The organism is Streptomyces sp. NA04227 (genome assembly GCF_013364195.1).
Lineage (GTDB): Bacteria > Actinomycetota > Actinomycetes > Streptomycetales > Streptomycetaceae > Streptomyces.
Genome location: NZ_CP054918.1, coordinates 6,483,384 through 6,496,723, shown reverse-complemented (window position 1 = coordinate 6,496,723; position 13,340 = coordinate 6,483,384). Strand labels below are relative to the sequence as shown.

The window sequence follows — 13,340 nt, the reverse complement described above, 5'->3', positions numbered from 1 at the left end:
GTGCCGTCGGGTGAGGGGGTCGCGTTCACGGGGGCTACCTCGGAGGATGAATGGGAGTCGTAGGGCGTACGTCGGGCCGGAGCGGATCGGTGCCGGGCGGCCGGGCCGCGGCCGCCGCGCGCAGGGCGTCGGCGAGCCGCTCGACCACCGCGTCGGCCTGTTCGTCGGTGAGCGTCAGCGGGGGCAGCAGCCGTACGACGGCGTCGTGGCGTCCGCACAGGCCGACGATCAGGCCGCGGTTCAGGCACTCCTGCCGTACCCGGCGGGCCAGTTCGGGGGCGGGGGCCGGGGGCGCTCCCGCGGTGGTACCGGCCGGGTCGACGAGTTCCAGGCCGAGCATCAGTCCGCGGCCGCGCACCTCGCCGACACAGTCGTGGGCGGCGCCGAGGGTGCGCAGCAGGCCGAGCAGCCGGGCGCCGAGTTCACCGGCGCGTGCGGCCAGGCCGTTGCGCCGGACATGAGCGAGGGTGGCCGCGCCCGCCGCCATCGCGAGCTGGTTGCCGCGGACGGTGCCCGGGGACGCCTCGTCGCGCGGGTCGCCGAGGTCCTCGTGGTGCACGAGGACCGCGAGCGGCATGCCGCCGCCCACGGCGCCGGAGAGCACCATCACCTCGGGAACGATTCCGCTGTGCCCGACGCCCCAGAAGGACCCGGTACGGCCGATCCCGGTCCGCCTCTCGTCGGCGACCAGGGCGATGCCGTACGTGCTGGTCAGCTCCCGCAGCCGGCGCAGCCAGGGCGCGGGCGCCGGGAGGACGCCGCCTTCGTCCTGTACCGGTTCCAGGAGCAGCGCCGCCGGGCGCCCGATGCCCGACAGTGGATCGTCCAGGAGCGATTCGGCCCAGCGCGCGGCGAGTTGGGCGCCCCGCTCGCCGCCGGTGCCGAACGGGCAGCGGTAGTCCTGCGGGTACGGGAGCGGGGTGCTCACCGTGGGCGGTGCGGCGGTGGAGGGCTGGTGGCGGGCGCCGGTGAAGGTGAGCAGGTCGGTGCGTCCGGTGGCGGCGCGCACCAGCGCGAGCGCGGACTCGACGGCGTCCGTCCCGCCCGGGGAACAGAACCGGACCCGGGCCCGCCCGGCGAGTTCACCGGGCAGGCTCCCGAGGAGTTCGCCAACGAACCTGTCCCTGACCGGAGTTGCCAGGTCGAGTGTCTGGAGCGGCTCGCCGGAGTCCAGCATCTCGCGGATCGCGCGCAGGACGACGGGGTGGTTGTGGCCCAGTACCAGGCCCGCGGCGCCGGACAGACAGTCCAGGTAACGGCGACCGTCGGCGCCCTCGATGATCAGCCCGCGGGCCCGTACCGGCACCACGGGCAAGGCGCACGCATAGCCGCGCGCCGCGGACTCGCGGATCGCCCGGCGTCGTGGAACGCCGTCCTTCGCGGGACCGGGCGCCCTCGTGACGGGCTCGGTCAGGGCCACGGGCTCTCGTCCTCCCTGCTGCCTTCCGGCACGACGTGCTCACCCTCGCGGGCACGGCGGGGTCCCTGCACGGCCACGGGCCCCGTAGTACCAACGACCGTGGGGGCGGGGGATCACGGTTCACCCGAAGATCCTTGCGGTGGCGGGAAGTTGTCGTCGCCTGCGGGGCGGGGTCCGGGGCACGGCCGCGAGCGGAAGCGGCGCGGTCATCGGCGGGCTGCCGTGCGCGGGGAGGGCGCCCGGCCGGGACGAACGGGCGAGGCGGCAGAAGCGCCTCTGCTGTGCGGGTGCTTGACGGCGGGTTGCCGGAGGGGACGGGTGGAGCGCACGCCGGAGCGCGGGCGCCGGGCAGCCCTCGGGGCCTGCCGGGCGCCCGCGCGGGTCAACCGCCCACCGCTACGGCCGTCGTCGCGGATCAGGTCGGCGAGAAGTAGGAGCAGCCGCTGCGTCCGCCCGCGACGTAGATACAGATCCGGAACCGGCCACGGCTGCTCCAGGTACTGGTGTTGACGCCGATGTGGCCGGGCGCGACCACGGCACTGGTGATGACGTTCTCGAACCAGTTGCGGGCCTCGATGCGCGAGCCCGGAGGCGCGTTGTGGAGGTTGCCGTGCCAGGTCCAGGCGCCCGCGGGTTCGATGATGCGCCACAGCGTGCCGGTCGCTCCCGAGAGCCGGATGACCGCCATGCGCTCGTATCCGGCGGCGCGCAGCGCGTCGTCCGAGGTCAGCGACTCGGGTGCGGAGTGCTGGCGGGCGGGCGGCCGGGCCGCCCGGGTCGGTTCGGCCGTGGCGGGGGCCGTTTCCAGGAGGGGGATCAAGAGCGCGACCGCGGCGAGGGCTGCGGCGCGCGTGGCTCGTCTCATATCTGTGTCCCATGCTCGAACGGACGTTTTCCGATCCTTTGCCTGGTGGGAGAGCCGCCGAACGGACCGTCGCCCGGATGGCAGGGGCGCACGGGAAGCACGGGTCGCGCCGAGTCCGCGCCCGCTCGTCGGTGTCGCGGGGGCGGCGTGCGGTGGGGGCACAGCGGCGGGGACCGCCTTCTGCGCGTCTCGCCCGTATCCACGCCGGGACGTCCTAGCGTGAGCCCATGCCCAGCTCCGTTCGCCTCGGATACCCGGCGGCGGCGGCCGTGTTCGCCATCGGCATGGCCGGGACCACGCTGCCCACCCCGCTGTACGGCCTCTACCGCGAGGAGCTGGGCTTCTCGGAGCTGATGGTCACCGTGGTGTTCGCCGTCTACGCGGTGGGGGTCATCACGGTGCTGCTCACCGCCGGGGACTACTCCGACCGGGCCGGGCGCCGCCCCGTCCTGTTGGTCGCGCTGCTGCTCTCCGTGGGGAGCGCGGTGTGCTTTCTGCTGGAGGGCGGGCTGCCGCTGCTGTTCGCCGGACGGCTGCTCTCGGGTTTCGCCGCGGGGCTGTTCAGCGGTGCGGCGACCGCCGCCGTACTGGAACTGGCCGCGCCCGACGCCCGTAGCCGTGCGGGGTTCGCCGCCACCGCCGCCAACATGGGCGGCCTCGGCTGCGGTCCGCTGCTCTCCGGGCTGCTCGCCGAGTACGCGCCCCGGCCGCTGACCCTGCCGTTCCTGGTCCATCTGGCGCTGCTCGTGCTCGCCGCGCTGCTGCTGTTCGCCCTGCCGGAGACGGTCGCGGAGCGCGAGCACCGGCCGCGGCTCAAGCCTCAGGGCATGGTCGTCCCGCCGCGGGTCCGCTCGTTGTTCGCACCGGCCGCGCTGGCCGGGTTCGCGGGTTTCTCGCTGCTCGGCCTGTTCACCGCGGTGGCCCCCAGCTTCATCGCCGAGACGCTCGACGTCCGCAATCTGGCCGTCTCCGGCGTGGTGGTCTTCTCCGTGTTCCTCGCCTCCACCGCCGGGCAGTTGCTGTCGCCGAGGGTCGGTGCCCGTCGCGCGCTGCCGTACGGCTGTCTGGTCCTGGTCGCCGGTCTCGCGCTGATCGCCGGGGCGTTGCTGCTCGAATCCCTGCCCCTGCTGATCTGCGGTGCGGTCACCGGCGGCACCGGCCAGGGCCTCGCCTTCCGCGCCGCCGTGACCTCGGTGGGCACCGCCGCTCCGGACGCCCAACGGGGCGCGACCGTCTCTGCGTTCTTCGTCGTCGCGTACGCGGGTATCTCGCTGCCCGTGGTCGGAGTCGGCGCGATGGCGGTGTGGCTGGGTCTGAGGCCCGCGGGCGTCATCTTCACCGCGGTCGTCGCGCTGCTCGCCACGGCCGTCGGGCTCCGGCTGCGACGGGTGGCCGCGGCGGAGGCGGCCTGAGAGCAGGCCACCTCAACTGCCCGGGCTCGCACGCCACTTGGGCCGGAGCCGGGGGCCCGCCCCCATCGGCTCAGGCCGGGACCACCTCCCCCACCGCCCGCCCCGACAACGCCTGCCCGTAGCGCCGCAGCAGGAGCAGGGCGGTGACCGCGAGGCCGGTGAGCAGGCCCAGCCAGACGCCCACCGTCTCCAGGTCGGCCACGGTGCCGAGCAGCCAGGCCGCAGGCAGACCGACGAGCCAGTAGCCGACGAGGGTGATGCGGAAGCCGCTCCTGGTGTCGTCGAGGCCGCGCAGGAGGCCGACGCCGATGTTCTGGGCACAGTCGAAGAACTGGAGGACCGCCGCGACCAGGAGGAGGTTGGTGGCGATGTCGGTGGCGCTGTTGCCGTCCTGGGCGGAGGCGTCGAGGAAGGGGCGCAGAACCAGGCCGGGAACGGTCAGATAGACGAGGCCGACCACGGCCATGACGGCGGCCGCGCAGGCCAGGGCCGTGTTCTTGATGCGCCGTGCCGCGACGATCCGGTCCAGGGCGAGTTCCCGGCTGACGTTGAGCGAGGCGGCGTGGGAGAGGCCGACGGCGATCTGGAAGACGATGTAGATGAGCTGGTTGACCGCGGTGTGCGCGGCCAGGGCGGCGCTGCCGAAGGTGCCGATGATCAGGGCGACCACGGAGAAGAACCCGGCCTCGGAGCCGTAGGTCGCGGCGATGGGCAGGCCGAGGCCGCCGAGGCGGCGCAGGGTGGCCGGGTCGGACTTCCAGATCCGGATGTCGATCAGCGGGCCGAGCCGGGGGTCGCGGCGGGCCGAGGCGTACAGGGCCAGGCAGGTCAGGGCGTACACGATGCTGGTGGCCACGCCGATGCCGGGCAGGCCGAGTTCGGGCAGCAGCCAGGTGCCGTGCACCAGGCCCCAGTTGAGGGCCGCGTTGACGGCCACCGAGGCGATGGTGATCTGCAGCAGTGCCTGTGGTCTGCGCATGCCGACCGTGAACTGGCGGATGGCCTGGAACCACAGGCAGGGGACCAGGCCGGGGGCCAGGGCGAGGATCACCGGCCAGGCGCGGTCCACCACGTCGGCGTCCTGGCCGAGGTAGCCGACGAGGCGGCCCAGGGCCAGGATCACCAGGGCGCCGAACAGGCCGGACAGGGTGGCGAGCGCCAGCCCGGCGCGCACCACTCCCCGGACCTCCTCGGCCGCCTCCGCGGTGAGTTCGCCGTCCTCGTCGGCGCGGGCGGAGGCGGCGGAGACCTGGTTGCCGACGGCGGTGACCATGCCGACGCCCATGGTGCGGAGCTGGTTGAAGATGACCAGCGCCAGGCCGCCCCCGGCCAGCGCCTCGGCGCCCATCAGGCCCATCATCACCGTGTCGGTGGTGGTCAGGGCGACCTGGGCGAGCTGGGTCAGGGCGAGCGGTACGGCCAGCGTCGCCAGGGCACGGCTGTCGCTGAGCAGGGTGGTGAACGGTGTCGGCATGGGGCTTCAGTTCTCGCGGAGTTTGGCCAGGAGCTCGTCGACTTCGCGTTCGACGGCCGGGTCGGTCAGGTTGCGGGCGTCCATCCAGTCGTCGTGGAAGACGGTGTCCATGTACTTCTCGCCTCCGTCGTTGACCAGCGCGACCATAGTCGTGCCCGGTTCCAGGGCGGACATGCGGGTCAGCGCCTCGTGGACGACGCCGCCCGCGGAGCCGCCGATGAGCAGACCGGTGCGGCGGGCGAGGACGCGGGCGGTGGCGAAGGCCTCGACGTCGCCGACCTTGACGCCCTCGTCGATGAGGTCGAAGTCGACCAGCAGGCCGATGGTGGCGCCCTCGGGGGTGCCGGTGCCGGACTGGTAGTAGTCGTGGGCGGGCCCGCCGAAGGCGATGGAGCCCTTCGGTTCGACACCCACGATCCGTACGTCCGGCACGGTCTTGCGCAGTTCCCGTGCGGTGCCGCACAGCCCGCCGCCGGTGCCGACGGCGCCGACGAGGATGTCGATACGGCCGTCGAGGGCGGCGTCGAGTTCATGCGCGACGCTGTAGTAACCGACCGCGTTGGCCGCGTTGTTGTGCTGCTCGGTGAAGTAGGCGGTGTCGTCCTCGTCCGCCAGTTTCTCGGCGAACTCCTCGCGGGCGGCGGTGGCCAGTTCCTCGTCGCCCTCCTCGGCGACGTAGACCAGTTCGGCGCCGAGGGCCTTCATGCCGCGGAGTTTGTCGGCGGCGGCGTGGTGGTCGACGACCGCGGTGAAGGTGTAGCCGCGTTCGGCGGCGACCACCGCGAGGCCGAGGCCCGTGTTGCCGGAGGTGGACTCGACGATACGGCCGCCGGGGCGCAGCAGTCCGCGCTCCTCGGCGTCCAGGACCATCTGGCGGGCCATCCGTATCTTGGCGGTGCCGGTCGGGTTGAACTGCTCCAGTTTCAGGAGCAGTCGGCTGCCGTTCTCGGTGCGGCACAGTTCGAACAGCGGGGTGTGGCCGATGAGGTCGGAGACGCGGCTGACCACGGCAGGACGCGAGAGCGCCTTGTCCATCGGGGGACTCCTGGGGGAGGGAGAGGGCGAGTCAGGAGAGCGGGTGGCGGTCCAGCCGCCAGCGGATACGGCCGTCGGCGTTCTCGACGACGACCTTCGGCGGGAGCGGGAGTTCGTGGAACGGAGACTCGTTGGAGTCCATCTGGTACCCGGCGGTGTTGGGGTAGACGAGCAGGTCGCCGGGGGCCGGACGTGCGGGCAGCGCCACCTTGCGCCAGGTGACCATGTCGGACTCCAGGCAGGTGGCGCCCCCGACGCAGGCCGGGTACGGCTCGCCGCCGGTGCTCTCGCCGCGCAGCAGTACCGGGTCCGGCAGGTACTCGCTGTTGAACCACTGCTCGGACAGGCTCAGGCTGCTGCCGTCCACCGTGACGATGCCGTAGCCGGGGCGGTCCTTCACACCCTGGACGCCGAAGACCGTGCATCCGGCGCCGTCGAGCAGGGCACGGCCGGGCTCCAGGAGGAGCGAGACCCCTGCCGCGCGCAGGCGTTCGGCGAGAGCGTGCGCGCCGAGCACCGCCCGCAGGGCCTCGGCGCCGGCCACGGGTGAGTGGTACGGGTAGAAGTCCCCGGCGTCGAAGGACTTGCCCGCGTGGTAGTGGTCGGGCCGCTGCTCGCGCAGGTAGTGCTCCCAGTGCGCGGCGTCGGTGTAGTCGACGGCGAGGCCGCCGCCGATGCTGATCCGGTCGGCGCGCAGGCCGAGGGTGCGCGCTTTGAGGCACAACTCGACCAGTTCGACGGCCAGTTGGGCGCGCGGCTCGGTGGCGTAGCCGGACAGGTGGAAGGAGAAGCCCTCCATGTCGACGGCGTCCGGGGCCTCGGCGCACCGGGCGAGGGCGGCCTCAAGTTCCGCGTCGTCGAGGCCGAAGCGGCTGTGCGGCTGGGCCGGGGGCAGTCGCCGCAGCAGGACCCGGGCCCGGCGGGCGAGGGCGCGCGCCTGGGTGAGTACGTGCTCCAGTTCGTCGGGCGCGTCCACGGCGATCAGGCAGCCCTGAAGCACGGCGACCCGCAGCAGTTCCGCGGATTTGGCGGGGCCGGTGAGCACGAGGTGTTCGCCGCGCACCCCGTGGCCGAGCGCGTCCCGGAGTTCGCCGGTGCTGGCCACGTCCACGCCGGTGCCCGTCACCGCGCAGCGGTCCATCCATGCGGCGGCCTTGTTGGCCTTCTTCGCGTAGTACACCCGGCCGCCTACGCCCGTCTCGTCCAACACCCTTGTGAAAGCGGCCAGGTTGGCGTCGAAGCGCTCCGGCAGCAGCAGATGGAACGGGCCACCGAAGGCGTACGAGAGATCCTTGGGCAGTCCGCTCGCGAGGAGTGCGTCGAGGTACGGGTCCGGGTGGGCGGGCAGCGGCGGGGCGGCCGCCGCCGGGAGAGGGGTCACTGCCACAGTGACACCCGCGTTCCCAGGCCCTGTTCGACGGCGAGCTGGGCGAACCGGTGCCCAAGGGCGATGTCGGTGACGACCAGGCCGCTGTTGTAGGCGAAGATCCGCTCGTCCGCGGCACCCCGGCCCTTCGCGCGCCCTGCGATCACCTCGGGGAACTCCGCGTCCACGGCCGGGAATTGACCGTCGGCGTCGGCCATGTCGGTGCCCGTGACCCGCATCTGCGCCTCGCTGGTGGCGATCACCCGGTCCGCCTCGTGCAGGGTGGAGGGGGCGATGCCGTGGCCGACCAGGATCGACAGGGCGCCCGGCTTCAGGTCGGCCGACTCGACGGCGGCGCGGGTGTGCTGACCGGCGGTGGCCACCACCACGTCCGCCTCGGCGGCGGCCGCCCGTACGTCCTCGACGACCTCCAACTCCCGGTCGGGGAAGTAGTGGTGGAGGCGTTCGCGGACCGCGGCGAGGCCCTCGGGGTGGCTGCCGTGGACCATCAGCCGATCCAGGCCGGGCAGTGTGGTCAGCAGGAAGGGCAGGGCGAGACGGCCCTGCGTACCGGTGCCGATGACCAGCGCGCTGCGGCTGGCGGGCGCGGCCAGCTCGCGGGCGAGCAGTGCCGAGACGGCCGGGGTGCGCAGCGAGCCGACGCGGCCGCAGTCCATCATCGCCACGGGCAGCCCGGTGACGTCGTCGTAGAGGGTCAGCGTCGTGTAGTAGTGCTGCTCGTCGCGCGACTTGTCCAGGCCGTGCTTGTACGAGGTCTTGACAGCGACGACCTCGCGGACGCCGTCGCGGCCGAGCATCGCGTAGGAGACGGAGTGGCCGTCCTCGGGCTTCACGGTGAGTTTGCGCGGGTTGGCCGACTTGCCGTCGGCGAGGGTGCGGTAGGCCTGTTCGACCACCGCGACCACGTCGGCGAGGGAGATGTCGAGGCCCGCGACGTCACTGGTGCTGAGGATGCGCAGGGCTTTGTCGTCCGCGGATATGCCGACCGGGTCGCGGTCGGCGCTGGCGGGGGTGCCGGTCACAGCTGGTCCCTTCGTACGAGGAGAGGGCGGGGTTCAGGGGTGGGCCACGAGCGCGGCCTGGCCGTAGCCGTGTTCTTCCCGCTCGGCGGGCGGGCGGCTCCGGCGGCCGGGCAGCCGGGCGGATGCCCGCTTCAGCCAGCGGTCGGTGCCGTCGTAGCGGGCCTGGAAGGGCACCCGGCCGTGGACGACCAGGTCGTTGTCGACCACGAGCACCTCGCCGGGCTCCAGGGACACGGCCACCGAGACGCGCTCCAGTTCGGCGGTCAACCGGGCGTAGGCGGCGCGGTGTTCGGCGGAGGCCGTTTCGAGGGGCGTGTAGGCGGGGTCGTAGCGCAGGGTGGTGCCGGTCTCGGAGCGCCAGAGGGTGGGGACCTTCGGTGGCACGCCGCCGAAGGACTGCGCCTCGGCGTAGGCGTCGTCGGGGAGGATGGGCAGCTCCGGGCGGGTCAGCGACTCGATGTCGTCGTCGGCGAGTTGGACCTTGCGGATACTGGCCGCGGTGGTCGCGATGGCGTCGTGGTTGCGCATACAGGCGAGCAGCAGCAGATGCGCGCGGCCGGGATGGAACGCGTCCTCGGTGTGCGGGCTGAGCAGCACGCCGCTGCTGGCGCCGGTCTGTTCCGTCTCGTGTCCGGGCGAGGGCACGATGTTGTGCACGAACCGGCCCTCCTGCTGTCCCGCCCAGGCGATCGGGTGGCCCATGGCGGCGGTGAGCAGCAGCAGGATCACGTCCCATTCGGCCGCGCGGTCGCCGGCGGTGGCCCAACTCGCGGGCGTGGGACCGATGTCCGCGTCGTCCAGGGGCAGACCGCGCAGGACGAACAGGCCGTCGTCGGTGTCGACCGGACGGCAGTGCTCGCGGATCGGGTCGCTGAACAGGGCGGCGGATTCGGCGACTCGGCCGAGCAGTTCGGGCCGGGTGGCCGAACTGCCGAACTCGGCGAGGATTTTCCGGGCGGTGCGGGTCAACTCGTCGACGGCGTGCGGGTCGAGCTGCCTTATCGGCGCGGCTCCCGTGGGCATGGCGGAATCATCCGTTTCGGGGTGCGGGTGCGGGGTGCGGTATGTCCGGAACGCGGATCTGGAGACTGTGGCGTCGACGCGGCCGAAACGTATCAGTGCGATTTAGGTAAGGCAAGCCTTACTAGTGTCCAGTGCTTCGATCCGTGCACCCCTCGCGCATTTCGGCCACCACGTGCTTCCGTGCGCGGACTTGACGCTTCGACAGGTGAGGTCACAGGCCTCACTCGCCGCTTGCGCATGGCCGAATCTTAGGATAGGCACGCCTAAGCAAACTGTCGTATGGAGTGGATCGAGGTCGGTCGTACGTGAACCTGAACAGACGCCAAGTCCTGTGGGCCGGTGGCGGAATAGGCGCGGCCACGTTCCTCGCCGCCTGCGGCGGCGGGGACGACACCTCCGCCAAGCCGGGCAAGAACGAGAAGCCCCGTCGCGGCGGCACACTGAGGGTCGGCGCGCTCGGCCGCGCCTCGGCCATCACCCGCGACCCGCACAGCACCCAGGCCAACGAGAGCGACTACCTGATCATCTCGCTGGTCCACGACACCCTCACCGTCCCCGGCACCAAGCCCAACACCGTTCCCCGGCTTGCCACTTCCTGGAAGTCCTCGGACGATCTGAAGACCTGGCGGTTCACGATCGCCAAGGGCGCGAAGTTCCACGACGGCTCACCGGTCACCGCCGAGGACGTTGTCTGGTCCCTGAAGCGACTGCGCGGCACCCCCTCCGGCGCCTCCCGGCTGCCCGGCATCAAGGCGGAGAACATCAAGGCCGAGGGCACCGGCACGGTCGTCCTGGTCTCGGACTACCCCAACGCCGAACTGCCCCAGCTCACCCGTCTGACGACCTTCGTCCTCAAGAAGGACACCAAGGACTCCGAGGTCGGCAAGGCACCCGGCACCGGCCCGTTCAAGCTGGACTGGTTCCGCTCCGGCAACGCCCGGCTGGTCCGCAACGAGGACTGGTACGGCGGCGAGGTCCACCTCGACGCCATCGAGGTCAAGATCTTCGAGAACCCGCAGGCGATGGCCAACGCGCTGCTCGGCGGCCAGATCGACGTGGCCTCCAACGTCGGCTCGGTGGCGGCCCGTACGGCCGAGAAGCGCGGCGACATCCAGGTCGTGCGGCGCCCCAACGACATGGCGATGCCGATCGTGATGCGTACCGCCGACGGACCGTTCGCGGACGCGAAGGTCCGGGAGGCGCTGCGCCTGGCGGTGGACCGCGAGGCGATGGTCAAGCAGGTGCTGTCCGGCTACGGCACGGTCGCCAACGACATCCTCGGCACCGGCGACCCCGCCTACGTCAAGGACGTCCCACAGCGCGCACGCGACCTGGTGAAGGCCAAGAAGCTGCTGAAGGAAGCCGACTTCGACCTGTCGAAGACCTACCGGCTGCTCACCACCGAGGACGTGCCGGGCCTCGCCGAGGCGGCCACCCTGTTCGCCTCGCAGGTCCGCGAGGCGGGCGTCAAGGTGAAGGTGGTCAAGCAGGAGTCCGCCACCTTCTGGGACAAGACCTGGCTCAAGGGCGACCTGTACACGACCTACTGGGGCACCAACGACTCCGTGGTCTTCTTCGCGAGCAAGACCATGGTCTCCGACTCCGCGCAGAACGAGGCGGGCTGGAAGAACACCGAGTTCGACGCCGCGTACCGCAAGGCCATGGCGACCAAGGACCCCGCGGCCCGCGCGAAGACGCTGCGCGAACTCCAGGAGATCCAGCACGAGTCGTCCGGCTACCTGCTGTGGGGCATGGCCGACGGCATCGACCTCGCGGGCCCGCCGGTCCGCGGTCTGCCCACCCTGCCCGGCTACGGACGCGTACAGCTCGAGCAGGCATGGCTGGCTCGCTGAGCGGAGCCGAACCGGCCGGTGGCAGCACGCTGCCCCGGCCGGTTCCGGCGTTCCTGCGCACAGCCCTGCACCTGGCCGGAGTCCTCACCCGCCGGATCCTGCTGCTCGCCGTGCTCCTCGCACTCGTCTTCGCCGCTGTCGAACTGCTCCCCGGCGACGCGGCCACCGCCACCTCCGAACGCGGGGAGAGCGCCGCCGACGTCGACGAACGCCGTCGGCTGCTCGGCCTGGACCGCCCGGTCTCCGAACGGTTCTGGGACTGGATGACCGGCCTGCCCACCGGAGACCTCGGCACCTCCGCACACGGCGAGCCGGTCGCCGACCTGTTGTCCCGCCCGTTCCCCAACACCCTGCTGCTCGGCGGGATCGCGCTGCTGCTGACGGCCGTGGTCTCGGTGCTGCTCGGCTGCTGGGCTGCGGCCCGGCCGGGCGGCGCCGTCGACCGGTCCGTCTCGGCGAGCGCCTCCGGCATCCTCGCGCTGCCCGAGTTCGTCGTCGCGGTGGCACTGGTGCTGGTCTTCGCCCTGTGGATGGACTGGCTGCCCGCCGTCACGCTCACCGACGCGAACGGTTCGCCCGCCTCCTGGCAGATGCTCGTCCTGCCGGCACTCGCCCTGGCGATCCCCCAGATCGGCTGGAACACCCGTATCGTGCGGGCCGCCCTCGCCGACGAGGCCAAGGCGCCGCACATCGAGACCGCGGTCCTTGACGGGCTGCCCCGGCGCCGGATCCTCACCCACCACCTGCTGCCCGGCGCACTGCCCACCATCACGGCGGGCATCGCCACGTCGACGGGCATGCTGCTCGGCGGCGCCGTCGTGGTGGAGACGATCTTCAACTACCCCGGTATCGGCTCCGTCCTCGCCGGAGCGGTGACCGACCGCGACGGCCCGCTGATCGCCGGGGTCGTCGCCCTGACCGGCGCCGTGCTCACCGGCATCCTGCTGCTCGCCGACCTCGTACGCGCCTGGGCCTCGGGAGGCCGGACATGACCACACCGACCAAGTCCGCCCCGCCGACAGCGCGTTCGGGTGCGCCCTCGCGCAGCGGCCTCGTCCTGCGGGTCTCCCCCGCCCTGCTGCTCACCGCCCTCGCCCTGGCCGGTCCCTGGCTGGCCCCGAAGTCGATCGAGACGCCGGTCGACGCCCCCTATGCGGAACCCGGCGGCGGAGCCCCGCTCGGCGGCGACCAGTTGGGGCGGGACATTCTCAGCCGCGTACTGGCCGGCGGCCGCGAACTCATCGTCACCTCGCTGCTCGTCGCGGTCCTGGTCACCGCGGTGGCCGCGGTGCTCGGCGCGGTCAGCGCGCTGCGCCCGGCCGTCGGACGGATCGTCGAGCGCGCCGCCGACGTGCTGATGCTGCTGCCCGCCGTCCTCGGCATCCTGCTCGTCACCCTGTCCTGGCCGGACGGCGGACGCCTGGCCATCGTCACCGTGTCCGTGGTGCTCGGCGTCCCCTACGCGGTACGGCTGGTCGCGGGCGCGGCGGCCCCGGTGGCGCGGTCCGGATACGTGGAGGCGGCCGCGGTCGGCGGCGAACGGCTGTGGTACCTGGTCGTCCGCGAGGTGCTGCCCAACCTCCGGGCCACCCTGCTCGCCCTGTTCGGGCTGCGGTTCGTCGCCGCCGTCTATCTCGTCGCGACCGCCGGGTTCCTCCAGGTGGGACCCCAACCGCCGGACGCCGACTGGGCGTTGATGATCCGCGAGAACTCCGGCGGCATCCTGCTCAACCCCTGGGCGGTGCTCGCACCGAGCATCGCCATCGGCCTGCTCGCCATGAGCGTCAATCTGGCGGCCGCCGCCCTCGTCCCCACGACCGGCCGGAAGGCGGTGCCCGCGCTGTGAACC

Annotated in this window: 11 protein-coding genes; 4 read left to right on the top strand and 7 right to left on the bottom strand. The window is 72.5% G+C overall.

Features of this window, described 5'->3' with window-relative positions:
* Positions 1–34: 34 nt before the first annotated feature.
* Together HUT18_RS27600 and HUT18_RS27595 are read right to left on the bottom strand one after the other, a co-directional pair.
* On the bottom strand, positions 35–1,420 hold the full coding sequence (locus HUT18_RS27600; protein ID WP_176103235.1) for an aminotransferase class III-fold pyridoxal phosphate-dependent enzyme: 1,386 nt from the start codon (positions 1,418–1,420) through the stop codon (positions 35–37).
* A gap of 415 nt (positions 1,421–1,835) precedes the next feature.
* Positions 1,836–2,285 carry a hypothetical protein gene (locus HUT18_RS27595; protein ID WP_176103234.1) on the bottom strand — a complete coding sequence of 150 codons (450 nt, stop codon included), beginning with the start codon at positions 2,283–2,285 and terminating at the stop codon, positions 1,836–1,838.
* Between the two features lie 227 nt (positions 2,286–2,512).
* On the opposite strand from HUT18_RS27595, the gene HUT18_RS27590 reads away from it, so the two are divergent.
* Positions 2,513–3,697, top strand: a complete 1,185-nt coding sequence (locus HUT18_RS27590) for an MFS transporter (protein WP_176103233.1) — start codon at positions 2,513–2,515, stop codon at positions 3,695–3,697.
* Positions 3,698–3,767: 70 nt separating this feature from the next.
* Here HUT18_RS27590 and HUT18_RS27585 read toward each other — a convergent pair whose 3' ends face one another.
* From HUT18_RS27585 to HUT18_RS27565, 5 genes are read right to left on the bottom strand one after another with little or no spacing between them, the layout of a single operon-like run.
* A complete protein-coding gene (locus HUT18_RS27585; RefSeq protein ID WP_176103232.1) occupies positions 3,768–5,171 on the bottom strand; it encodes an MATE family efflux transporter in 1,404 nt (467 codons plus the stop codon).
* A gap of 6 nt (positions 5,172–5,177) precedes the next feature.
* On the bottom strand, positions 5,178–6,206 hold the full coding sequence (locus tag HUT18_RS27580) for a cysteine synthase family protein (RefSeq protein ID WP_176103231.1): 1,029 nt from the start codon (positions 6,204–6,206) through the stop codon (positions 5,178–5,180).
* 31 nt (positions 6,207–6,237) lie between these two features.
* Positions 6,238–7,593 carry an alanine racemase gene (locus tag HUT18_RS27575; protein WP_176103230.1) on the bottom strand — a complete coding sequence of 452 codons (1,356 nt, stop codon included), beginning with the start codon at positions 7,591–7,593 and terminating at the stop codon, positions 6,238–6,240.
* On the bottom strand, positions 7,584–8,615 hold the full coding sequence (locus HUT18_RS27570) for an ornithine cyclodeaminase family protein (protein WP_176103229.1): 1,032 nt from the start codon (positions 8,613–8,615) through the stop codon (positions 7,584–7,586). The genes HUT18_RS27575 and HUT18_RS27570 overlap by 10 nt, the downstream gene beginning before the upstream one ends.
* Positions 8,616–8,648: 33 nt before the next feature.
* Positions 8,649–9,638, bottom strand: a complete 990-nt coding sequence (locus HUT18_RS27565; protein ID WP_176103228.1) for a TauD/TfdA family dioxygenase — start codon at positions 9,636–9,638, stop codon at positions 8,649–8,651.
* 305 nt (positions 9,639–9,943) lie between these two features.
* Between HUT18_RS27565 and HUT18_RS27560 the strand changes: the two genes are divergently transcribed.
* The 3 genes from HUT18_RS27560 to HUT18_RS27550 are packed head-to-tail and all read left to right on the top strand — an operon-like array spanning position 9,944 to position 13,337.
* Positions 9,944–11,491 (top strand): ABC transporter substrate-binding protein, encoded by a 1,548-nt coding sequence (locus tag HUT18_RS27560; protein ID WP_176103227.1) that lies wholly within the window; start codon positions 9,944–9,946, stop codon positions 11,489–11,491.
* Positions 11,476–12,483 carry an ABC transporter permease gene (locus HUT18_RS27555; RefSeq protein ID WP_176103226.1) on the top strand — a complete coding sequence of 336 codons (1,008 nt, stop codon included), beginning with the start codon at positions 11,476–11,478 and terminating at the stop codon, positions 12,481–12,483. The genes HUT18_RS27560 and HUT18_RS27555 overlap by 16 nt, the downstream gene beginning before the upstream one ends.
* On the top strand, positions 12,480–13,337 hold the full coding sequence (locus HUT18_RS27550; protein ID WP_176103225.1) for an ABC transporter permease: 858 nt from the start codon (positions 12,480–12,482) through the stop codon (positions 13,335–13,337). The genes HUT18_RS27555 and HUT18_RS27550 overlap by 4 nt, the downstream gene beginning before the upstream one ends.
* The last annotated feature ends 3 nt before the right edge of the window (positions 13,338–13,340 follow it).